The organism is Cupriavidus sp. PB-02, from assembly GCF_058252315.1.
This window is the reverse complement of record NZ_CM177694.1, coordinates 3,662,072-3,684,569: the sequence shown is the minus strand read 5'-3', so window position 1 is coordinate 3,684,569 and position 22,498 is coordinate 3,662,072. Positions and strand designations below refer to the sequence as shown.

Annotated in this window: 23 protein-coding genes; 9 read left to right on the top strand and 14 right to left on the bottom strand. The window is 66.7% G+C overall.

From position 1 onward, the window contains the following. Positions 1-42: 42 nt before the first annotated feature. From AC10V3_RS17310 to ubiA, 3 genes are all read left to right on the top strand, one after another. Positions 43-240 carry a hypothetical protein gene (locus tag AC10V3_RS17310; RefSeq protein ID WP_041681152.1) on the top strand — a complete coding sequence of 66 codons (198 nt, stop codon included), beginning with the start codon at positions 43-45 and terminating at the stop codon, positions 238-240. Between the two features lie 93 nt (positions 241-333). Beyond that, a complete protein-coding gene (locus tag AC10V3_RS17305) occupies positions 334-819 on the top strand; it encodes a Dps family protein (RefSeq protein WP_022536532.1) in 486 nt (161 codons plus the stop codon). Positions 820-971: 152 nt separating this feature from the next. Next, entirely contained in the window at positions 972-1,829 is an 858-nt protein-coding gene (ubiA, locus tag AC10V3_RS17300) for a 4-hydroxybenzoate octaprenyltransferase (protein WP_041681151.1), read from the top strand. A 135-nt stretch (positions 1,830-1,964) separates the two neighbouring features. On the opposite strand, the gene proC is transcribed toward ubiA, so the two are convergent. Together proC and AC10V3_RS17290 are read right to left on the bottom strand one after the other, a co-directional pair. Then, a complete protein-coding gene (proC, locus tag AC10V3_RS17295; protein WP_022536530.1) occupies positions 1,965-2,801 on the bottom strand; it encodes a pyrroline-5-carboxylate reductase in 837 nt (278 codons plus the stop codon). Positions 2,802-2,835: 34 nt separating this feature from the next. After that, positions 2,836-3,525: a YggS family pyridoxal phosphate-dependent enzyme gene (locus AC10V3_RS17290; RefSeq protein WP_022536529.1), complete on the bottom strand. Its 690-nt coding sequence runs from the start codon at positions 3,523-3,525 to the stop codon at positions 2,836-2,838. Between the two features lie 67 nt (positions 3,526-3,592). Between AC10V3_RS17290 and AC10V3_RS17285 the strand changes: the two genes are divergently transcribed. The 3 genes from AC10V3_RS17285 (at position 3,593) to AC10V3_RS17275 (ending at position 6,401) form a co-directional block, all read left to right on the top strand. Then, complete coding sequence (locus AC10V3_RS17285; protein ID WP_022536528.1) at positions 3,593-4,636, top strand: type IV pilus twitching motility protein PilT; 1,044 nt, start codon at positions 3,593-3,595, stop codon at positions 4,634-4,636. A gap of 64 nt (positions 4,637-4,700) precedes the next feature. After that, positions 4,701-5,840: a PilT/PilU family type 4a pilus ATPase gene (locus AC10V3_RS17280; protein ID WP_022536527.1), complete on the top strand. Its 1,140-nt coding sequence runs from the start codon at positions 4,701-4,703 to the stop codon at positions 5,838-5,840. Positions 5,841-5,906: 66 nt separating this feature from the next. Then, positions 5,907-6,401, top strand: coding sequence for a glutathione peroxidase (locus AC10V3_RS17275; protein ID WP_022536526.1), 495 nt, complete (start codon positions 5,907-5,909; stop codon positions 6,399-6,401). A gap of 7 nt (positions 6,402-6,408) precedes the next feature. Here the strand turns inward: AC10V3_RS17275 and AC10V3_RS17270 are convergent, their stop codons facing one another. The 12 genes from AC10V3_RS17270 to AC10V3_RS17215 all read right to left on the bottom strand — a co-directional run bounded on the left by AC10V3_RS17270 (position 6,409) and on the right by AC10V3_RS17215 (position 17,940). Then, a complete protein-coding gene (locus tag AC10V3_RS17270; protein WP_041681043.1) occupies positions 6,409-7,494 on the bottom strand; it encodes an IS630 family transposase in 1,086 nt (361 codons plus the stop codon). An 80-nt stretch (positions 7,495-7,574) separates the two neighbouring features. Next, complete coding sequence (locus AC10V3_RS17265; RefSeq protein WP_022536525.1) at positions 7,575-8,264, bottom strand: helix-turn-helix transcriptional regulator; 690 nt, start codon at positions 8,262-8,264, stop codon at positions 7,575-7,577. A gap of 21 nt (positions 8,265-8,285) precedes the next feature. After that, positions 8,286-8,657 (bottom strand): VOC family protein, encoded by a 372-nt coding sequence (locus AC10V3_RS17260; RefSeq protein ID WP_022536524.1) that lies wholly within the window; start codon positions 8,655-8,657, stop codon positions 8,286-8,288. Positions 8,658-8,741: 84 nt separating this feature from the next. Beyond that, positions 8,742-9,467 carry an LrgB family protein gene (locus AC10V3_RS17255; RefSeq protein ID WP_349606316.1) on the bottom strand — a complete coding sequence of 242 codons (726 nt, stop codon included), beginning with the start codon at positions 9,465-9,467 and terminating at the stop codon, positions 8,742-8,744. Beyond that, a complete protein-coding gene (locus tag AC10V3_RS17250; RefSeq protein WP_022536522.1) occupies positions 9,464-9,835 on the bottom strand; it encodes a CidA/LrgA family protein in 372 nt (123 codons plus the stop codon). Before AC10V3_RS17250 ends, AC10V3_RS17255 begins: the two co-directional genes overlap by 4 nt. A 90-nt stretch (positions 9,836-9,925) precedes the next feature. Continuing rightward, positions 9,926-11,179 carry a glycolate oxidase subunit GlcF gene (gene glcF, locus AC10V3_RS17245; protein WP_022536521.1) on the bottom strand — a complete coding sequence of 418 codons (1,254 nt, stop codon included), beginning with the start codon at positions 11,177-11,179 and terminating at the stop codon, positions 9,926-9,928. A gap of 42 nt (positions 11,180-11,221) precedes the next feature. After that, positions 11,222-12,325 carry a glycolate oxidase subunit GlcE gene (gene glcE, locus AC10V3_RS17240; protein WP_022536520.1) on the bottom strand — a complete coding sequence of 368 codons (1,104 nt, stop codon included), beginning with the start codon at positions 12,323-12,325 and terminating at the stop codon, positions 11,222-11,224. 29 nt (positions 12,326-12,354) lie between these two features. Next, complete coding sequence (locus AC10V3_RS17235; protein ID WP_490922662.1) at positions 12,355-13,281, bottom strand: ion transporter; 927 nt, start codon at positions 13,279-13,281, stop codon at positions 12,355-12,357. Positions 13,282-13,296: 15 nt separating this feature from the next. Further along, complete coding sequence (locus AC10V3_RS17230; protein WP_349606315.1) at positions 13,297-14,817, bottom strand: FAD-linked oxidase C-terminal domain-containing protein; 1,521 nt, start codon at positions 14,815-14,817, stop codon at positions 13,297-13,299. A 245-nt stretch (positions 14,818-15,062) separates the two neighbouring features. After that, entirely contained in the window at positions 15,063-15,581 is a 519-nt protein-coding gene (locus AC10V3_RS17225; protein ID WP_022536517.1) for a GNAT family N-acetyltransferase, read from the bottom strand. A 12-nt stretch (positions 15,582-15,593) separates the two neighbouring features. Next, on the bottom strand, positions 15,594-16,484 hold the full coding sequence (locus AC10V3_RS17220) for a LysR substrate-binding domain-containing protein (protein WP_022536516.1): 891 nt from the start codon (positions 16,482-16,484) through the stop codon (positions 15,594-15,596). 25 nt (positions 16,485-16,509) lie between these two features. Beyond that, complete coding sequence (locus AC10V3_RS17215; RefSeq protein WP_454752414.1) at positions 16,510-17,940, bottom strand: FAD-binding oxidoreductase; 1,431 nt, start codon at positions 17,938-17,940, stop codon at positions 16,510-16,512. Between the two features lie 310 nt (positions 17,941-18,250). On the opposite strand from AC10V3_RS17215, the gene AC10V3_RS17210 reads away from it, so the two are divergent. The 3 genes from AC10V3_RS17210 to dnaJ all read left to right on the top strand — a co-directional run bounded on the left by AC10V3_RS17210 (position 18,251) and on the right by dnaJ (position 22,288). Continuing rightward, positions 18,251-18,805: a cob(I)yrinic acid a,c-diamide adenosyltransferase gene (locus tag AC10V3_RS17210; protein WP_041681150.1), complete on the top strand. Its 555-nt coding sequence runs from the start codon at positions 18,251-18,253 to the stop codon at positions 18,803-18,805. 214 nt (positions 18,806-19,019) lie between these two features. Then, on the top strand, positions 19,020-20,972 hold the full coding sequence (dnaK, locus tag AC10V3_RS17205) for a molecular chaperone DnaK (RefSeq protein WP_022536513.1): 1,953 nt from the start codon (positions 19,020-19,022) through the stop codon (positions 20,970-20,972). Between the two features lie 170 nt (positions 20,973-21,142). Further along, positions 21,143-22,288 (top strand): molecular chaperone DnaJ, encoded by a 1,146-nt coding sequence (gene dnaJ / locus AC10V3_RS17200; RefSeq protein ID WP_022536512.1) that lies wholly within the window; start codon positions 21,143-21,145, stop codon positions 22,286-22,288. The last annotated feature ends 210 nt before the right edge of the window (positions 22,289-22,498 follow it).

Sequence of the window (22,498 nt, the reverse complement as noted above, 5' to 3'; positions counted from 1 at the left end):
CTGGCGCGGCGGCCCGCACGGGCTGCCGCGCCGCGGAGAACGATGATGGCGATGATCCGGCTGTTTATCGACGAGTGGCGGCAACTGTGGCACGACGGGCATGATCAGCCTGAGCGTGCCGACGCCGCGCGGCTGCGCCACAAGCTGTGGCGCAAGGAGATCGGCGCCGCCGTGATCGTGCTCGGCGCGGCCGTGATGTTCGCCGAGGTGGCCCGGGGTTTGGCCGGGATCGCTGGCTAGTGCAATAATGCGGGGTAACGCGCCGCCCGGTCCCAGATCCATGGTGAGCCCGGCGGCGCTCCTCGTGCTTTACCAGAACGGAGCGTATCTACCATGGCAAAGAAGAATGAGATGAGTGTGAATATCGGTATTTCCGACAAGGACCGCAAAAAGATCGCGGAAGGCCTGTCCAAGCTGCTGGCGGACACCTACACCCTCTACCTCAAGACCCATAACTTCCACTGGAACGTGACGGGGCCCATGTTCAATACGCTGCATCTGATGTTCGAGACCCAGTACAACGAACTGGCGCTCGCAGTGGATTCGATCGCCGAGCGCATCCGCGCGCTGGGCTACCCGGCACCGGGCACCTACAAGGAGTACGCCCGCCTGTCGTCGATCGCGGAGGAAGACGGCGTGCCCGAGGCCACCGACATGATCCGCAAGCTGGTGGAAGGCCAGGAAGCCGTGGTGCGTACCGCGCGCTCGATCTTCCCGGTGGTCGACGCAGCCGGCGACGAACCGTCGGCCGACCTGCTGACCCAGCGCATGCAGACGCACGAAAAGACCGCGTGGATGCTGCGCTCGATGCTGGCCTGAGGGCCTTGCGGTCACTTCCGGCTGCCCCGGCTGCTCCTCTGTGGCGGCCGGCACTGCGCGTCGCAACCGTCCGGGCTGCGGCGCGTTTTCATTGAATCGCCTCTTCCCGGATCTGCGCTGTGCATACCTCCCCGTCGTTGCCTCCCGCTCCCATGCTTGAACGTCTTTCCCTCTACGCGCGCCTGGTGCGCATCGACAAGCCGATCGGCACGCTGCTGCTGTTGTGGCCGACGCTGTGGGCCATGTGGATGGCGGCGGGCGGGCCGCCGTCGTGGGGGCTGTTCTGGATTTTCGTGGCGGGGACGTTCCTGATGCGGTCGGCTGGGTGTGCCATCAATGATTGGGCCGACCGCGACTTTGACAAGCACGTCAAGCGCACCAAGGAGCGGCCGCTGACCGCAGGCAAGATCGCCGCGTGGGAAGCGCTGGCGGTGGCGGCCGTGCTGGCGCTGGTGGCGTTCACGCTGGTGCTGCCTTTGAATGCGCTGACCAAGTGGCTGGCGGTGGTGGCGGCGGTGGTGGCGGGGACCTATCCCTTCTTCAAGCGGTTCTTTGCGATTCCGCAGGCTTACCTGGGTATTGCGTTCGGTTTTGGCATTCCGATGGCGTTTGCCGCGATCCAGGACCAGGTGCCGCTGGTGGCTTGGGTGATGTTGCTGGCCAATGTTTTCTGGGCTGTTGCCTATGACACGGCGTATGCGATGGTGGATCGGGATGATGATCTGCTGATTGGGATGAAGACGTCGGCGATTACCTTTGGGCGGTTTGACGTGGCGGCGATCATGATCTGCTATGCCGCGTTTCTCGCGCTGATGGCGTGGGCTGGCGTGCTGCTGGGGCTGGGGTGGCCGTATTGGGTGGGGCTGGTGGCGGCGGGGGGGTGTGCTGGTTACCACTACACGCTGATTCGGGATCGCGACCGTATGCGCTGTTTTGCGGCGTTCCGGCATAACAACTGGCTGGGGGCTTGTGTGTTTGCGGGGACGGCGGTGGCTTACGTGGTTCGGTGAATTGGTTTGCGATTTGTCGATGATCGACACCCCCCGGATGACATGTTGCAGCTGTTGAATCCCTCGGTTCAACAGTGACAACATGTCATCCGCGAGACCCGTCGAGCAACGAGCCCCAGGCCCCGTACCCGCCCCTCAATCCTTCCCGAACTCAGCCCCCATCTCCTTACCCCGCGCCGCCGCCGCATGCATAGCGAGCACGAAGGCATCACCGATTCCTGCCGCCTCCATCGCCGTCACCGCCGCATAGGTCGTACCGCCCTTGGACGTGACACGCTCGCGCAGCGTCGACACCGGTTCCGGCGACTGCCCGGCCAGCGCCGCGGCGCCGCGGAAGGTTTCCACCGCCAGCTCGCGGCCTTGCTGTGCAGTCAGGCCGAGCTCGGTCGCAGCACGCTCCATCGCCTCGACAAAGTAGAAGACATAAGCCGGACCGCTTCCGGAAATCGCAGTGACCGCGTCGATCTGGTCGTCGCTCTCCACCCATACGCATTTGCCGACCGCCTGCGCCACCGCGCTGGCAATGTCGCGATCCTCCGACGACAACCCAGCCGGCCCCGCCAGCCCCGTCATCCCCATCCCCGCCAACGCCGGCGTATTCGGCATCGCCCGCACCAGGCGGGTGCGCCCGCCCAGCCAGCGCTGCATGTCCTGCAGCCGGATCCCGGCAGCCACGCTGATCACCAGATTGCCCTTGCCGCCGGCCGGCAGGTGCGGCAGCAGCTGCGCCGCGGCATCGCGGAACTGCTGCGGCTTGACCGCCAGCACCAGCACATCGCTGTCGCCGAAGGCGGCGTCCGGCGCGCCGGACGCATGCACGCCGAGGTCGCGCACCAGCCGCTGCTGCGCCTCCGGGAAGGGATCGACCACGCGAATCGAGGTAGCAGGCACGCCGCGGGCGATCAGGCCGCCGATCAGTGCGGTGGCCATATTGCCGCCGCCAAGAAAGCCGAAGGTGAGGGTGTCGAGCATGGTTGTCTCAGTAGTGTCTTGGTTTGGGAGCGGGTCAGGCGCGTGCGCCGAAAATGGCCGTGCCGATCCGCACCAGGGTGGCGCCCTCGGCGATGGCGGCCTCCATGTCGCCCGACATGCCCATCGACAAGGTGTCGACGTCCAGCCCGTCTTCACGCAGCGTACCCAGCAGCACGCGCATGGCGGCAAACGGGCGGCGCTGGGCGGCGGGATCGTCCTCGGGCTCCGGGATTGCCATCAGCCCGCGCAGCCGCAGGCCGGGCAGGGCGGCGACGGCGCGCGCCAGCGCCGGCACCTCGGCCGGCGCGACGCCGCTCTTGCTGGCTTCGCCGCTGATATTGACCTGGATGCAGACCTGCAGCGGCGCCATCCCGGCCGGGCGCTGCGCCGACAGCCGCTCGGCGATCTTGAGCCGGTCGATGGCGTGCACCCAATCGAAATACTCCGCCACCAGCCGGGTCTTGTTGCTTTGCAGCGGGCCAATGAAATGCCATTGCAACCGGCTGCGCAGGTCGGCCAGCGCGGCGACCTTGTCCACGCCTTCCTGGACGTAATTCTCGCCAAAGGCAGGCTGGCCGGCCTCGAAGGCGGCCCGGATACGGTCGGGGGAAACGGTCTTGGAAACGGCCAGCAGGGCGATATCCTGAGGCTGTCTGCCGGCCTGTTGTGCGGCCGCCGCGATGCGCTGGTGCACGGCTTGCAAGTTGGCGGCAATTACAGACATAATCCGGCGAACATACAAAAGAAGTACGACAAAGTACTGATAACTATTCAGGGTGGGGTCATTATAGATGGACATCGCGCAGCTATTGGCTTTCGCCGTCAAGAACAAGGCGTCCGATCTTCATCTCTCGTCGGACATGCCGCCGATGGTGCGGATCCACGGCGATATGCGCCGGATCAACGTCGCATCGATGGCGCACAAGGATGTCCACGCCATGGTGTACGACATCATGAGCGACACCCAGCGCAAGATCTACGAAGAACGGCTCGAGATCGACTTCTCGTTCGAGATCGCCGGCCTGTCGCGCTTCCGGGTCAACGCCTACAACACGCAGCGCGGCGCCGCCGCGGTGTTCCGTACGATTCCCTCCAAGGTCCTGACGCTCGAGGAGCTGCGCGCACCGGCGGTGTTCGGCGACCTGTGCATGAAGCCGCGCGGGCTGGTGCTGGTGACCGGGCCGACCGGCTCGGGCAAGTCCACCACGCTGGCGGCGATGGTCGACCATCGCAATGATAACGACATGGGTCACATCCTGACGGTGGAAGACCCGATCGAATTCGTCCACAACTCAAAGAAGAGCCTGATCAACCAGCGCGAGCTGGGCCCGCACACGCATTCCTTTGCCAACGCGCTGCGCTCGGCACTGCGTGAAGACCCGGACGTGATCCTGGTGGGCGAACTGCGCGACCTGGAGACCATCCGCCTGGCGCTGACCGCGGCCGAGACCGGCCACCTGGTCTTCGGCACGCTGCACACCAGCTCCGCGGCCAAGACCATCGACCGTGTGGTCGATGTGTTCCCGCCGGAAGAAAAGGACATGGTGCGCACCATGCTGTCGGAATCGCTGGAGGCGGTGATCTCGCAGACGCTGCTGAAGACCCGCGATGGCAACGGCCGTACCGCCGCGCACGAGATCATGATCGCCACGCCCGCGATCCGCCACTTGATCCGCGAGAACAAGATCGCGCAGATGTACTCGATGATGCAGACCAGCAGCGGGCTGGGCATGCAGACGCTGGACCAGTGCCTGTCGGACCTGATCAAGCGCAGCGTCATCAGCTACAACGACGCGCGCGCCATCGCCAAGAATCCGGACGCGTTCATGGGCTGAGGCCCATGCCATGCCTACTGGCCGCTGCCCGCGCGCAGCGGCCGCACTCCCGCAGGACACCGCCATGCTCGATCGCGAATCCGCTTCCAAGTACATCAACGACCTGCTGGAGCTGATGGTCAGCAACCGCGGCTCGGACCTGTTCATCACCTCGGACTTCCCGCCGGCGATCAAGGTCGACGGCAAGATCACGCCGGTGTCGCAGCAGCCGCTGAACCCGACACAGGCGCTGGGCCTGGTGCGCTCGGTGATGAACGAGCGCCAGGTGCAGGACTTCGACACCAGCCGCGAATGCAATTTCGCCATCACCGCGCCCAAGGCCGGGCGTTTCCGCGTGTCGGCGTTTATCCAGCAGGGCAAGGCCGGCATGGTGGTGCGTACCATCAACACGCGCATCCCCTCGGTGGCGGACCTGGACCTGCCGCCGACGCTGCATGAGATCGTGATGTCCAAGCGCGGGCTGGTGATCGTCACCGGCGCCACCGGCTCGGGCAAGTCGACCACGCTGGCGGCGATGCTGGACCATCGCAACGCGCACTCGTACGGCCACATCATCACCATCGAGGACCCAATCGAGTACGTGCATGCGCACCAGAACTGCATCGTCACGCAGCGCGAGGTCGGCATCGATACCGAGTCCTGGCATGTGGCGCTGAAAAACACGCTGCGGCAGGCGCCTGATGTGATCCTGATCGGCGAAATCCGCGACCGCGAGACCATGGAGTACGCGATGCAGTACGCGGAAACCGGCCACCTGTGCCTGGCCACGCTGCACGCCAACAACGCCAACCAGGCGATCGACCGCGTGGTCAACTTCTTCCCCGAGGAAAAGCGCCAGCAGTTGCTGATCGACCTGTCGCTGAACCTGAAGGCGATGGTCTCGCAGCGCCTGTTGCCGCGCGCCGGCCGCAAGGGCCGTGTGCCGGCGGTGGAAATCATGATCGGCACGCCGCTGGTGGCCGATCTGATCTTCAAGGGCGAGATCCACGAGCTCAAGGAAGTCATCAAGAAATCGCGCGAGCAGGGCATGATCTCGTTCGACCAGGCGCTCTTCGAGCTGCACGAGGAAGGCAAGATCACTTACGAAGACGCGCTGCGCAACGCGGACTCGCTCAACGACCTGCGCCTGATGATCAAGCTGCACAGCAAGCGCGCCCGGGATACGGACCTGGGTGCCGGTACCGAGCACCTCAACGTCATCTAGAGCCATCAGACCAGTGCACGCCGGCGCGCTTGGCGGTATGCTTCGGCCACGCACAAGGAGTCTGCCATGAGCAATGTCTACCAGTTTGAAGCCACCTCGCTGGCCGGCGAGCCGGTACCGCTGTCGCAGTTCCAGGGCAAGGTGATGCTGATCGTCAACACCGCCAGCGAATGCGGGTTCACCCCGCAGTACGAAGGGCTGCAGAAGGTCTATGACGAATACAAGGAGCGCGGCCTGGCGGTGCTGGGTTTCCCCTGCAACCAGTTCGGCAAGCAGGAGCCGGGCGACGCGCAGCAGATCGGCCAGTTCTGCGAATCGCGCTTTGCGGTGCGCTTCCCGATGTTCGCCAAGATCGACGTGAACGGCACCGATGCGCATCCGCTGTACCAGTGGCTGACCACGGAGAAGCGTGGCGTACTCGGTACGCAGGGCATCAAGTGGAACTTCACCAAGTTCCTGCTGCGCCGCGACGGCACGGTGTTCAAGCGCTACGCGCCGACCACCAAGCCGGAAGAACTGCGCGCCGATATCGAGAAGCTGCTGTCCGACCCCGGCGCGTGAACGCCGGCTAGTGCAATGTTCCATTCTGTTTGGAACTTAAGCGGCGGTTGGCGCGAATGACCTTCTGTAGGATGTCGCGAGCGCTCTTGGTCCAGATGAACGGCTTGGGGTTGGTGTTGTGGTGAGCGATGTACTCGTTGATGGCGTCGACCAGTTCCGGCACGCTGGTGAATACGCCGCGGCGAAGTCGCTCGGTCGTGATGTCGCGAAAGAACCGCTCGACCATGTTCAGCCATGACGCCGAGGTGGGCGTGAAGTGCATGTTGATGCGCGGATGCTTGGCCAGCCAGTCTTGCACCGCAGGATGCTTGTGGGTGGCGTAGTTGTCGGCGATCAGATGCAGCGTTTTGTCCTTGGGCGTCTCGCGGTCGATCTTGCGCAGGAACTTCAGCCACTCGGTATGGCGGTGGCGCTGCTGGCACTGGGCGATGACCTGGCCATCGAGCACGTTGAGCGCGGCAAACAGCGTGGTCGTGCCGTTGCGCTTGTAGTCGTGCGTCATGGTGGCCGCACGTCCCTTCTTCAACGGCAAGCCGGGCTGCGTGCGATCCAGCGCCTGCACCTGGCTCTTCTCATCGCAGCACAGCACCAGCGCGTGCTCGGGTGGCGACATGTAGAGGCCAACGATGTCTTCAAGCTTCTCGACGAACCGCGGATCGCGCGAGACCTTGAAGCCGCGCACGATGTGCGGCTTCAACCCGTGGGCGTGCCAATGGCGCATGACGGTGCTGGCGCTCACGCCCAACTCGGCGGCCATCTTGCGCGTGCTCCAGTGCGTGGCCGCCACGGGCTTCGTTTGAGTGGTCAGCTCCACCAGCCGCGCCGTGTCCACCTTCACCGGCGGCGCACCGCGCGGCAAGTCGCGTTCGATACCGGCCAGCCCCGATTGCGCATACCGCTCACGCCAACGCGAGACCTGCACGCGTCCGACTCCCAACTGCTCGGCGATGTCCTTGTTCTGCAATCCGTTGGCGGCCAGCAGCACAATGCGCGCGCGCTGCGCCAGCCTCACGCTCGTGAGCTTCGACCGAACCAGCCTCGTCAACTTGGTTCGCTCCTCGTCGGTCAACATGATCTCGGGGGCAACTCGCACTCGCTCTCTCCACGCTGTATCGCAGTAGGGCATTGGAGACGCCGAATTCATATAAGTTCCATCAAGAACAGAACGCTACACTAGACTCCGCTGGCGCGCACCGCACGCAGGAAACCGTTGAGCGAGCGGTCCGGCGTTTCGTGGAAATGGTCGTCCAGCATGCGGATGGCGCGGCAGCGGTCGAGCCGGAAGCTGCGGTAGTCCTCGCGCGTGGTGCACCACGCCGCCAGCAGCCAGGCATTGCCCCAGAAGAACAGGCCCAGCGGCATCACCACGCGCTCGGTGATGCGCTGCTGCGCGTCGCAGTAATCGAGTAGCAGCAGCTTCTGTTCGCCCAGCGCGCCATGTACCACGTCGAAGGCCTCGCGCACCTGCGCCTGGTTGACGTATTCCGGCGCGAACACGCGGCTCTGCTGCGCCGCCAGCCGGCGCGGCGGCGGCAGCGCGGCCATCAGCTTTTCCAGCGCGGGATCGGCCGCGGCGGCCAGCGCGCCGCCGCCCCAGGCCTTCAGCAGCCGCAGGCCGGCCACCAGCGCTTCCACTTCCATGGCACTGAACATCAGCGGCGGGACGTCAAAGTCGGCGCGCAGCCGGTAGCCGATGCCGGCCTCGCCTTCGACCGGCACGCCTGACAGCGACAACGCCTGGATATCACGGTAGACAGTGCGTTCCGACACGCCGAGCCGCTGCGCCAGCAGCGCCGCCGTGGTCAGGCGGCGGCCGCGCAGCACCTGGACAATCTGGAACAGGCGGTCGGCGCGGCGGCTCATCGGTCAGCCTTGGCCACAGGGCTACCCGGCCACGGGCTCGTGCAGCCCGATGCGGTTGCCTTCGCTGTCCGTGATATGGGCGATGCGGCCGATCTCGCCCGGCAGGCGCAGCGGCCCGAACACGGTCTTGCCGCCGGCCTGCGCGGCGCGCTCCAGTAGCGCGTCCAGCTGCGGGGCATGCAGGTAAGGCACCGGGCCGTAGTAGTTGCTGGGGCGGTAGCCTTCGCCGGCCACCAGCGCGCCGCCCGGATCCGGGTGCGGAAAGACGGCCATGTCGACCTGGCTCATGGTTTCGCGGCGCAGCTGGATATCGAAGACCTGCTCGTAGAAGCCGATGGCACGGTTCATGTCGACCACGGGGATTTCCAGCCAGTTGATCAGGCGGTTGCTCATGATGGGCTCCTTGCTTCCTGGTAAGGGGGGATGGGAGCTCGAATCATGCGCGGGGCCTGCTGACAGCGTCCTGTCAGGAGCTTGTCAGTGCGGCATCCAGGCCGCCATCACCGGCACCAGGATCGCCGTCAGAACGCCGTTCAGGCCCATGCCGAGCGCGGCGAAGGCGCCGGCTTCCTGGTTGACCTGGAAGGCGCGCGCGGTACCGATGCCATGCGCCGCCACGCCGGTGGCGAAGCCGCGCACGCTGTAGTCGCGGATGCGCAGCAGGTTCAGCAAGCCGGTGGCGCTGACCGCACCGATAATGCCGGTGCCCATCACCAGCACCGCGGTCAGCGACGGCAGGCCGCCGATCTTCTCGGCCACGCCCATCGCGATCGGGATCGTTACCGACTTGGGCGCGAGCGAGCGCACGGTCTCGGGCGATGCGCCCAGCAGCCAGGCGATGCCGACCGCCGAGACCACCGCCACCACCGAGCCGGCCACCAGCCCGACCAGCAGCGGGAACACATGGGTGCGCAGCTTGGGCAGCTGCATGTACAGCGGCACCGCCAGCGCCACCGTGGCGGGCCCGAGCAGGAAGTGCACGAACTGCGCGCCGTCGAAGTAGGTCTTGTAGGGCGTGCCGGTGACGGTCAGCACCGTGACCAGCAATGCCACCGCGATCATCACCGGATTGGCCAGCGGCGAGAAGCGCGATTTCTCGTAGATGCGGAATGCGAACACATAGGCCAGCAGCGTGGCGGTCAACCCGACCAGCGGGCTCGCGGCCAGGTAGACCCAGATCTCGTTGAGGCGGGGCGTCATCATGCCTGCTCCCCCTTGGCGTGCGGGGCATCGGTGCGCTTGCGCATCAGCATGCGTGTGACCACGGCGGTGGTTGCGATGGCCAGCCAGGTGGACACCACCAGCGCCACCAGGATCGGCATCCATTCGCCTTCGATGCGGTTGGCATGGACCATGATGCCGACGCCGGCGGGGACGAACAGCAGCGACAGGTGCTTGAGCAGTTCGCTGGTGGTGCCCTGGATGATGGGCAACAGCCGGTCGTCGAAGACTAGCCAGCCGAACAGCAGGATCATGCCCAGCACGGGGCCGGGGACGGGCAGGCGCAGCGCGTAGCTGATCACCTCGCCGACGGATTGGAAAACCAGCAGGATGGCAAAGGTCTGGAGCATGGGGGGCGGTCGTGGGTTGCGCTGTTCCTCCCCTCTCCCATTTATGGGAGAGGGGAGACAGCCACATCACCCCGGTCCCCGGGGCCCGCGCTAGCCGACCATGCGATCGACCAGTTCGATCCAGTGCATCACCGGCGTCTCGGTGCCGCTCTGCAGGTGCGAGATGCAGCCGATATTGGCCGACACGATGGCTTCGGGCTGCGTGGCCTGCAGTTTGGCGAGCTTGTCGTCGCGCAGGCGGTAGGCCAGTTCCGGCTGCAGCACTGAATATGTGCCCGCCGAGCCGCAACACAGGTGGCTGTCAGCGCAGAGTTTGACCTCCACGCCGAGGCCGGTCAAGAGCGCCTCGACCTTGCCGCGGATCTGCTGGCCGTGCTGCAGCGTGCACGGCGGGTGGTAGGCCACGCGTCGGCTGTCGCGCGGCACGGCGCCGGCCAGCTCATGCAGCTCGTCCGCAAAGTCGGGCAGGATCTCGGACAGGTCGCGCGTCAGCGCCGACACGCGGCGCGCACGCTCGGCGTATTTGGGATCAAGGCGCAGCAGGTGGCCATAGTCCTTGACCATCGCGCCACAGCCGGAGGCATTCATCACGATGGCCTCGGCGCCGGCCTCGATATGCGGCCACCAGGCGTCGATATTGCGGCGCATATTGTCGAGGCCGCCGTCGTGGTCGCCAGTGTGGAAGCGGATCGCGCCGCAGCAGCCGGCCTCGCGCGCCACCACCATTTGTACGCCGACACGGTCGAACACGCGCGCGGTGGCGGCATTGATGTTGGGCGACATCGCCGGCTGCACGCAACCGTCGAGCAACAGCATCTTGCGCGCATGCTCGTTGCGCGGCCAGGCGCCGGGCGCGGCGGTGCGGCTGGGCGCCGGCACCTTGCTGCGCAGCGTGGCCGGCAGCAGCGGGCGCACCATCTGGCCGAGCCGCATTGCCGTGCCGAACAGCGCCGGGCGCGTCAGCCCCTCGCGCAGCGCCCAGCGCGCGATGCGCTGGCTGGCGGGGCGCTGGATGCCTTCTTCCTCCAGCTTGTCGTCCACCAGCTTGCGGCCGATATCGACCAGCCGGCCGTAGCGCACGCCCGACGGGCAGGTCGATTCGCAGTTGCGGCAGGTCAGGCAGCGGTCCAGGTGCAGGCGCGTGCTTTCGGTGATGGCATGGCCTTCGAGCACCTGCTTCATCAGGTAGATGCGCCCGCGCGGCCCGTCCAGCTCGTCGCCGAGCAACTGGTAGGTCGGGCAGGTGGCGGTGCAGAAGCCGCAATGCACGCATTTGCCGACGATGGATTTGGCTTCTTCGCCTTCGGGCGTGTTGCGGAGAAAATCGGCCAGGGTCGTTTGCATGGTGTGGGGAGGGTTTGCCTGGGCGTGGGAACGTGGGCCGGATCAGAGCCCGGGATACATGCGTTGCGAATTGAAGATGCCGGCCGGGTCGAAGGTCTCCTTCAGGCGGCGGTGGATCGCGACCAGCGGCGAGGACAGCGGCGTGAACACGCCCACCGACTTGTCGCCGTTGCGGAACAGCGTGGCGTGGCCGCCGGCGGCCTGCGCCACCCCTCGCACGGTCTGCGCATCGGTGCCGTGCGCGCCATCCTCGGGCAGCCACCAACGCTGGCCGCCGCCCCATTCGATCAGCTGCGTGCCGGGCAGCTCCAGCGGCGCGGCGATGGTCGGCACCGCCAGGCGCCACAGTGCGCGGCCGGCCAGCGCCGGGGCGAAGAACGGATGCGTCTGCTCGCGCAGCGACTGCCACAGCGCCGCGGCCTCGGCGCCATCGACACGCGTGCCGCCCAGCTTCGCGCACGCGGCGCGCACCGCAGCGGTGGCGCCGGCCAGGCGCACATGCAGCAAGCCGTCATGCCACGCGGACGCCGCCACGGGAAGCGGCTGGCCACCCCACTGGTTCAGGTGCTCGATCGCCTCGGCCTGGGCCAGCTCGAAGCGCAGCGTGGCGTCGTCAAATGGTGCCGGCAGCACCTTCAGCGAGACCTCAAGGATCAGCCCGAGCGTGCCGAGCGAGCCTGCCAGCAGCCGCGACACGTCATAGCCGGCCACGTTCTTCATCACCTGGCCGCCGAAGTTCATCACCTCGCCGCGTCCGTCCATCAACTGCGCGCCCAGCACGAAATCGCGCAGCGCGCCCACCGATTGCCGGCGCGGGCCCGACAGTCCCGCGGCCACGGCACCGCCCAGCGTCGCGCAGCTGGCCTGGCCGGGCAGCGCGAAGTGGGGCGGCTCGAACGCAAGCGTCTGGCGCTTCTCGGCCAGCGCGGCCTCGATCTCGGCCAGCGGCGTGCCGCAGCGCGCGGTGATCACCAGCTCGGCCGGGTCGTAGTCGACGATGCCGGCGTAGGCGCGCGTGTCCAGCACCTGGCCTTCGGGCGGCTGGCCATAAAAGTCCTTGCTGCCGCCGCCGCGCAGCCGCAGCGCGGTGCGGGTATCGGTGGCTTGCCTGACGGCGTCGCGGAAGGCGTCGAGTGTGGCTTGCATATGTGTTGGCGGTGGGGAGGTTGCGTGGCTCAGCGTGCTGGCGTGCCGTCGTGGCCGCCGGGCACTTCCGGCCTGTCGTTCTGGTATTCGGGCAGCGGGTTGCCGCAGTGCTTGCAGTACATCGCGTTGGGCTCGTGGCCCTCGGTCAGGCAATGGGTGCAGGTGCGCGTGGTCAGCGGCCGCTTCAGGATGCTGGCGGCCAGCTCCGCGCCGACGATGCCGGTGGGGAAGGCGATGATGCCGTAGCCCAGCAGGATGGTCAGCGAGGTGATGAACTGCCCCAGCGCGGTCTTGGGCACCATGTCGCCGAAGCCGGTCGTGGTCAGCGTCACCACCGCCCAGTACATGCTGAGCGGGATGCTGTTGAAGCCATGCTGGGGGCCTTCGACCACATACATCACCGTGCCCAGGATCACGGTGATGATGAACACCGTACCGAGGAACACGAAGATCTTGCGCCGGCTGTTGACCAGCGCGCGGTACAGGATCTCGGCTTCCTCGAAGTACACCGTCAGCTTCAGGATCCGGAACACGCGCAGCAGCCGCAACAGGCGCACGTCGATCAGGAAATGCAGCTCCGGCAGGAAGACCGCCAGCCAGGTCGGCATGATCGAGACGAAATCGATGATCCCGTAGAAGCTGAACACATAGCGCCACGGACGGCGCACCACCAGGACGCGCATCACGTACTCGGCGGTGAAGAACAACGTGAAGGTCCACTCCAGCACCGTGAACACCAGGCCCAGTCGCTGGTTCACCGCCGCCATGCTGTCGAGCATCACCACCATCACGCTGGCGACGATGGCGATCAGCAGCGCGACGTCGAAGATGCGCCCGTCGCGGGTATCGGCCTCGAAGATGATGGTGTACCAGCGCTGGCGCCAGCCGGTCTCGGGCTGGCCCAGCACTTGGCGGGTGACGGCTTCCTGGTGCTGGCGTCGGCGTGGGTCGGGCATGGTTCAGGGCGTTGCTCAGAAGCGCGGCAGCTCGGGATGCGGCAGCAGGCCCTTCTTCACGTGCATCTTGCCGTACTCGGCACAGCGCGCCAGCGTGGGGATGGCCTTGTCGGGGTTCAGCAGACGCGCGGGGTCGAACGCGGCCTTGACGCCGAAGAAGGCGTCGCGCTCGGTCGGCGAGAACTGCACGCACATCGAGTTGAGCTTCTCCACGCCCACGCCGTGCTCGCCGGTGACGGTGCCGCCCAGCTCCACGCAGGCTTCCAGGATGTCGGCGCCGAACAGCTCGGCGCGGTGCCATTCGTCCTGGTCCGCACCATCGAACAGCACCAGCGGATGCATGTTGCCGTCGCCGGCATGGAATACGTTGATGCAGCGCAGGCCGTACTTGCGCTCCATTTCTTCGATGCGTTTGAGCAGCGTGCCGATATGCTTGCGCGGGATGGTGCCGTCCATGCAGTAGTAGTCGGGCGAAATCCGGCCGGCGGCGGGGAAGGCGTTCTTGCGGCCGCTCCAGAAGCGCAGCCGCTCGGCCTCCGATTGCGACACCGTGATGCGGGTGGCGCCGGAGGCGCGCAGCACTTCGCTCATGCGTTCGATCTCTTCGGCGACTTCCTCGGGCGTGCCATCCGACTCGCACAGCAGAATGGCGGCGGCTTCCAGGTCGTAGCCGGCGCGCACGAATTCCTCGACCGCGGCGGTGGCGGGCTTGTCCATCATCTCCAGCCCGGCCGGGATGATGCCGGCGGCGATCACGTCGGCGACCGCATTGCCGCCTTTCTCCACGTCATCGAAGCTGGCCATGATGACCTGCGCCAGCTGCGGCTTGGGGATCAGGCGCACGGTGACCTCGGTGACCACGCCCAGCATGCCTTCGGAGCCGATCATTACGGCCAGCAGGTCCAGGCCGGGCGCGTCGGGCGCCTCGGAACCGAACACCACCACCTCGCCCTCCATCGTCACCGCGCGCACGCGCAGCACGTTGTGCACGGTCAGGCCGTACTTCAGGCAGTGCACGCCGCCGGAGTTCTCGCTGACGTTGCCGCCGATGGTGCAGGCGATCTGCGAGGACGGGTCCGGTGCGTAGTACAGGTTATGGGGCGCGGCGGCGTCGGAGATCGCCAGGTTGCGCACGCCGGGCTGGACCACCGCTGTGCGCGAATATGGATCGACCGACAGGATGCGCTTGAACTTGGCCAGCGACAGCACCAGGCCCTCGGCGATCGGCATCGCGCCGCCCGACAGGCTGGTGCCGGCGCCGCGCGGCACCACCGGCACGCCCAGCTTGTGGCACAGGCGCAGGATCGCGCAGACCTGTTCCTCGGTGTCGGGCAGGGCCACGGCCATCGGCACCTGGCGGTACGCGGCCAGGCCGTCGCATTCGTAGGGAACGGTGTCCTCGGCCTTCCACAGCAGCGCGGCGTCGGGCAGGATCTGCGCCAGGCCGGCCAGCAGCGCGCTGCGGCGGCCTTCAGCGGCTGCGTGCGCACCGGCGCTGTCAGTGGCTAGCGTCTGGGCTTCGTTCGGGGCATTCATGACGACTCCTGTGGGGCAGGCCGATCATGCGGCGTGCCGGTCGCGGCGGTGCAGGGCATGCCCGCCGGGGGGACGGGTGACTATAGCGCAGGGCACTTGCCGCGGGGACCACGGGGGACGTGAATTCCGCACGGCAGGCCGATCAAAAATGCTCATCATGGCTGCGCGCCCGGGGCGTGCCATCCAGGCTGCAAATCCAGCGTAGCACCGCGGCGCGGGTGCAGGGAAGGCGGCTCGCGCAGGGCTCAGCGTGCGGGCACCTGCGGCAGGCGGCAGACCATGTCGAGCTTGTCGTGGAAGTGCGGCGCGACGTACAACGCATCCGGCTCCAGCCCCACCTTTACGAAGCCGAGCGACTCGTACAGCCGCACTGCGCCCGTGCTGCCGGCATTGACGCACAGCGTCACCTGGCGCACGCCCGGCATGGCGGCGGCCTGCTGCATGACACGGTCCATCAGTGCGCGGCCCAGCTTGCGGTCGCGCCAGCCCGGCGCCACGTACATGCCCCAGATAAAGGCCTTGTGGCGATGCTTTTGCTTCAGCTCGCGCATCACGCCGACCACGCCGGCCAGCGCCGCGCCGTCGAAGGCGCCGAACACGGCCTTGTCTTCGCCGGCGGCCAGGCGCTCCGCGACGGTATCGAGCGGCAGGTCCTGTTCCTCCTCCAGGCTGGCAGCGAAGGCCTCCGGCGCTTCGGCCAGGCCTTCGAGGCGCAGCGCCTGGAAAGCGGCGGCGTCGGCGGGGGTCAACAGGCGGATTTCCATGCGCTCAGTCTCCTACCAGTCCAGGCTCAGCAGCCAGTCGACAAAATAGCGCGCCTCCGGCTTGAGCGGTGCCTGCTCGCGCTCGACGATGTAGTAGCCGTGCGGCGACACCGACTCGATATCGAGCAGCCGCACCATCTGCCCCAGCGACAGCCAGTGCCGCGCCATGCGCTGGCGCACCAGCGCCACGCCCTGGTTGGACGCGATCGCCTCCAGCATCAGGCCGATGTCGTTGAACTGGGGACCTGTCTGCGGCTCGGGCCAGTCCAGCCCGGCGGTCTCGAACCACGGCTTCCAAGGTTCCAGCGGGCTGCGCAGCAACACCAGGCCGTGCAGGTGCTCGGGCTTGGTGATGGCGCGGCCGTTGACGCGCTCGTAGTACTCGCGCCCGCACGCCGGGAATACCGGCTCGACCAGCAGCTTCGTTGTCTTCAGGTCCGGGTAGCGGCCGGTGCCGTAACGGATCTCGACATCGGTGTCCTCGGCCTTGACGTCGAGGAACGGGATCGCCAGGTGCAGCTCCAGGTCGATATGCGGGTACAGCGCGCCGAACTCCGGCAGACGCGGCACCAGGTGCTGGCGCCCGAAGGTCGGCGGGATCGCCACGCGCAGCCGCGTGCGCAGCTTGTTGTACTCGGGCCGCGCCAGTTCGTTCAGCGACTTGAGCGCGTCCTGCACATTGCGCAGGTAGCGCGTGCCGGCCGCGGTCAGCCGCAGCGCCGCGTTGGCGCGCACGAACAGGTCCTCGCCCCACAGCTCCTCGAGGTTCTTGATACGGTGCGACACCGCGCTGGGCGTTACCGAAAGCTCCTCGGCCGCGCGCGCAAAGCTGCCCAGGCGCGCCGCGGCCTCGAACGCGATCAGCAGGTGCAGTGGCGGGACGCGGTTGAACATGGAGGCCATCCGTTGTGTGCCTGACCGCGGCGCCTTACTGCGCGCCGCCGCGCGTGGCGCTGAAGATCTTGCCGGGGTTCAGGATGTGGTTGGGGTCGAGCGCGTCCTTGATCGCGCGCATCAGGTCGAGCGCGTCCTCGCCGTGCTCCTGCACCAGGAAGCCCTTCTTGTGCAGGCCCACGCCATGCTCGCCAGTGCAGGTGCCGCCCATCGCCAGCGCGCGTTCGACGATGCGCTGGTTGATGGTTTCTGCTTCGGCCATTTCCTCGGGCTTGTCCGGGTCGACCAGGATCGCGACGTGGAAGTTGCCGTCGCCGACATGGCCGACGATCGGGCAGGGTAGTGCCGAGGCGTTGAGGTCCTTCTCGGTTTCGGTGACGCAGTCGGCGAGGCGCGAGATCGGCACGCACACGTCGGTGGTCACCGCCCTGCAGCCTGGCTTGAGCTGCAGCATGGCGAAGTACGCAGTATGGCGCGCGTTCCACAGCCGGCTGCGGTCTTCCGGGCGCGTGGCCCATTCGAAGCCCTGGCCGCCGTGCTCGGAAGTGATCTGCTGCACGGTCTCGGCCTGCTCGCGCACACCGGCCTCGGTGCCGTGGAATTCGAAGAACAGGTGCGGCGTTTCGGGCAGGGTCAGGTTGTCGTGGCGGTTGATCGCGCGGATCGCCAGCGCATCGACAAACTCCACGCGCGCCACCGGCACGCCGAGCTGGATGGTCTCGATCACGGCCTGCACCGCGGTGCCCATGCTGGAGAAGGCGCACACCGCGGCGGAGATCGCCTCCGGCTGCGGATAGAGCCGCACCGTCACCTCGGTGATGATGCCGAGCGTGCCTTCGCTGCCGATAAAGAGCCGGGTCAGGTCGTAGCCCGCCGACGACTTGCGCGCGTGCGTGCCGGTGCGGATCACGCGGCCGTCGGCGGTCACCACCGTCAGCGCCAGCACGTTCTCGCGCATGGTGCCGTAGCGCACCGCGTTGGTCCCGGAGGCGCGCGTGGCGCACATGCCGCCCAGCGAGGCGTCCGCGCCCGGGTCGATCGGGAAGAACAGGCCGGAGTCCTTGATTTCCTGGTTCAGCTGCTTGCGCGTGACGCCAGGCTGCACGGTCACGGTGAGGTCCTCGGGCTGCACCGCCAGGACCTTGTTCATCTGGGACAGGTCCAGGCTGACGCCGCCGGCCACGGCCAGCAGGTGGCCTTCCAGCGACGAGCCGGCGCCGTAGGGGATCAGCGGCACGCCGTGCTGGTTGCACAGGCGCGCCACGTCGGCCACTTCCTCGGTGCTGTGGGCGAAGACGACCGCATCGGGCGCGGCCGGCGGGAACGGCGACTCGTCGCGCCCGTGGTGCTCGCGCACGCCGGCCGAGGTGGTGAAGCGCTCGCCGAAGCGCGCCGCGAGGGCTTCGCTGAAGGCGGGGGGCAGGGGACGGCGGGCGAGCGCTGCGGCAGGCGTGGGATGGTTCATGCGGGTCTCCGGCGGGTCGGCGCGGCGGTGGTGCCTGTTGCGGCGGTCCGGAAACATCTCCGGAATGGCAGGCAGGGCGCGACCCGGTTATCGAATGGACGACGAATATACGAATACAGGCATTCTACGCCGCGCGGCGGCTCATGCACCCTTGCGCGCCTGGGACTGGCCGATAGCCGCACAGCGACCCCGCCCAAGGGGTAGAACCACAAGGCCTTCGCTCATACGCGTGCTCTGGCGCGATAATGTGCGCCATTTCCCCCGGCGCGCCCCGCGCGGGGCATCCACGCATACAAGGAAGGAGACCGGTATGGGCCACCGCTTGTCCAAGATTGCCACCCGCACCGGCGACGCCGGCACCACCGGCCTGGGCGACGGCACCCGCACCGGCAAGGACAGCCTGCGCATCGCCGCCATCGGCGACGTCGACGAGCTGAACTGCCACGTCGGCGTGCTGCTGACCGAGGCGCTGCCGGACAACGTGCGCGCCGCGCTGCTGCATATCCAGCACGACCTGTTCGACCTGGGCGGCGAACTCTCCATCCCCGGCTATACGCTGCTCAAGCCCGAGCAGGTGGCCCAGCTCGACACCTGGCTGGCCGACTACAACGCCAACCTGCCGCGGCTGGCCGAGTTCATCCTGCCCGGCGGCAGCCGCGCCGCGGCGCAGGCCCACGTGTGCCGCACGGTGTGCCGGCGCGCCGAGCGGTCGCTGGTGGCGCTGGGCGCGGCCGAGGCGCTCAACGAGGCGCCGCGCCAGTACCTGAACCGGCTGTCGGACCTGATGTTCGTGCTGGCGCGGGTGCTGAACCGGGCCGGCGGCGGCTCGGACGTGCTGTGGCAGCGAGATCGGCAGGCCACCTGAACCGGCAGAAAATGTAATGGTAGGTTCACTTATGGCGCGCGAGCCGCGCGGGTGGCTCAAGGTGCGGCGGCGGATGCCGTTGAGAGCGTGCAGAAACTGAGAAAATTACTCGGATTTGCCGCTTCTGCCCTTGAAAAGACCCCGGCCGGCCACATTTCGGCCTCAGGTTGAATTGCAGTCGCGCGGATAGCGATGGCTCAAGAGGAGAGAATAAATGGGTAAGATCATCGGTATCGACCTCGGTACCACCAACAGCTGCGTCGCGATCATGGAGGGCAACACCCCCAAGGTCATCGAAAACTCGGAAGGTGCACGCACCACCCCGTCGATCATCGCCTACATGGAAGACGGCGAGATCCTGGTCGGCGCGCCAGCCAAGCGCCAGGCCGTCACCAACCCGCGTAACACGCTGTACGCGGTCAAGCGCCTGATCGGCCGCAAGTTCGAAGAGAAGGAAGTCCAGAAGGACATCGGCCTGATGCCGTACTCCATCGTCAAGGCCGACAACGGCGACGCATGGGTGTCGGTGCGCGACCAGAAGCTGGCCCCGCCGCAGGTTTCCGCTGAAGTGCTGCGCAAGATGAAGAAGACGGCCGAGGACTATCTCGGCGAGCCGGTGACCGAAGCCGTGATCACCGTGCCGGCGTACTTCAACGACTCGCAGCGCCAGGCTACCAAGGATGCCGGCCGCATCGCGGGCCTCGACGTCAAGCGCATCATCAACGAGCCGACCGCGGCCGCGCTGGCCTTCGGCCTGGACAAGAACGAGAAGGGCGACCGCAAGATCGCCGTGTATGACCTCGGCGGCGGTACCTTCGACATCTCGATCATTGAGATCGCGGACGTGGATGGCGAGAAGCAGTTCGAAGTGCTGTCGACCAACGGCGATACCTTCCTGGGCGGCGAAGACTTCGACCAGCGCATCATCGACTACATCATCAGCGAGTTCAAGAAGGACCAGGGCGTGGACCTGTCCAAGGACGTGCTCGCGCTGCAGCGCCTGAAGGAAGCCGCTGAAAAGGCCAAGATCGAACTGTCGAGCTCGCAGCAGACCGAGATCAACCTGCCGTACATCACGGCCGATGCCTCGGGTCCGAAGCACCTGAACCTGAAGATGACCCGCGCCAAGCTGGAATCGCTGGTCGAAGAGCTGATCACGCGCACCATCGAGCCGTGCCGCACCGCGATCAAGGACGCGGGCGTCAAGGTCAGCGACATCGACGACGTGATCCTGGTCGGCGGCATGACCCGCATGCCCAAGGTGCAGGAACAGGTCAAGGAGTTCTTCGGCAAGGAAGCGCGCAAGGACGTGAACCCGGATGAAGCCGTGGCCGTCGGTGCCGCGATCCAGGGCTCGGTGCTGTCGGGCGACCGCAAGGACGTGCTGCTGCTGGACGTGACGCCGCTGTCGCTGGGGATCGAGACTCTGGGTGGCGTGATGACCAAGATGATCACCAAGAACACCACCATCCCGACCAAGCATGCGCAGGTGTTCTCGACCGCCGACGACAACCAGCCGGCGGTGACCATCAAGGTGTTCCAGGGCGAGCGTGAAATGGCCTCCGGCAACAAGCTGCTGGGCGAGTTCAACCTGGAAGGCATTCCGCCCGCAGCGCGTGGCACGCCACAGATCGAAGTGTCGTTCGACATCGACGCCAACGGCATCCTGCACGTGGGCGCCAAGGACAAGGCGACTGGCAAGGAAAACCGGATCACCATCAAGGCGAACTCGGGCCTGTCGGAAGACGAGATCCAGCGCATGGTCAAGGACGCCGAGGCCAACGCCGAGGAAGACAAGAAGGCCCGCGAGCTGGCTGACGCCCGCAACCAGGCCGACGCGCTGATCCACTCGACCAGGAAGGCGCTCACCGAATACGGCGACAAGCTGGAAGGCGGCGAGAAGGAAAAGATCGAAGCCGCGATCAAGGAACTGGAAGACGCCGCTCGCGGCGGCGACAAGGCCGAGATCGATGCCAAGGTCAACGCGCTGTCCGAAGTCAGCCAGAAGCTGGGCGAGAAGGTCTACGCCGACATGCAGGCCAAGGCTGGCGAAGGTGCCACGGCCGGTGCTGCTGCCGGTGCCGGCGCGGCCGGTGGCCAGCAGGCGCAACCGCAGGACGACAACGTTGTGGACGCCGAGTTCAAGGAAGTCAACGACAAGAAGTAATCGGGACAGCGGGCGGCGGTGCAGGCACTGGCCGGCACCGCTCCCGTCCCGACGCCGGGCGCGGCCATCGGACCCAGCGGGAAACCGCCGTCGGATGCCTCGCTCGGCTTTTTTGCTATTCGCCGGTATCGCGCCGCATGTGCGTGCCGGCCAAAAGGTAATGAGCCACCATGGCAAAACGTGACTATTACGAAGTGCTCGGGGTAGGCAAGAACGCGAGCGACGACGAGATCAAGAAGGCTTATCGCAAGCTCGCGATGAAGTACCACCCGGACCGCAATCCGGAGGGCAAGGACGGCAAGGTCGCCGAGGAAAAATTCAAGGAGGTCAAAGAGGCCTACGAGATGCTTTCCGACCCGGAGAAGAAGGCGGCCTACGACCAGTATGGCCATGCCGGTGTCGACCCCAACATGGCGGGCGGGTTCGGCGGTGCGCAGGGCTATGGCGGTTTCGCCGAGGCCTTTGGCGACATCTTCGGCGACATCTTCGGCCAGCAGGCTGGCGGACGTCGCGGCGGCGGCGGCCCGCAGGCCTATCGCGGCGCCGACCTGCGCTACAGCATGGAGATCTCGCTGGAGCAGGCCGCGCACGGCCACGAGGCGCAGATCCGCGTGCCGCACTGGGACGACTGCGACCACTGCCACGGCAACGGCGCCGAGCCCGGCTCGAGCGTGGAAACCTGCCCGACCTGCCACGGCGCCGGCCAGGTGCGCGTGTCGCAGGGCTTCTTCACCATGCAGCAGACCTGCCCGAAGTGCCACGGCAGCGGCAAGTACATTCCCAAGCCGTGCACCAAGTGCCACGGCCAGGGCAAGCTGAAGTCGCAGAAGACGCTGGAAGTGAAGATCCCGGCCGGCATCGACGAAGGCATGCGCATCCGCTCGTCCGGCAACGGCGAGCCGGGCATCAACGGCGGCCCCCCGGGCGACCTGTATGTGGAAGTCCACATCAAGCCGCACCCGATGTTCGAGCGCGACGGCGACGACCTGCACTGCCAGATGCCGATCTCGTTCGCCACCGCGGCGCTGGGCGGCGACCTGGAAGTGCCGACGCTGAGCGGCAAGGCCAGCTTCCCGGTGCCTGAAGCCACCCAGTCCGGCAAGACCTTCCGCCTGCGCGGCAAGGGCATCAAGGGCGTGCGCTCGGGCTATCCGGGCGACCTCTACGTGCATGTGAACGTGGAGACGCCGGTCAAGCTGACCGAGGCGCAGAAGGAACTGCTGCGCCAGTTCGACCGCTCGGTGCATGAGGGTGGGTCGCGCCACAGCCCGCAGGAGCAGTCGTGGCTGGATAAGGTGAAGAGTTTCTTCAGCTGATCTGGCTTAGCGGCATAAGGCCGGCCACGTGTGAGCGTGGCCGGTTTTGTTTTTTGTGGATGCGGTTTGCGGATTTCTCATAAATGAGAAAACTGCATGCGTGTGCCCGGCGTGGGGCGGTCCGCATTCCGCCGGTTTGCTCCCCTCTCCCGCTTGCGGGAGAAGGGCGGGGGAGAGGGCAGGCGGTGGCATCGCCAATGACGCCCAAAT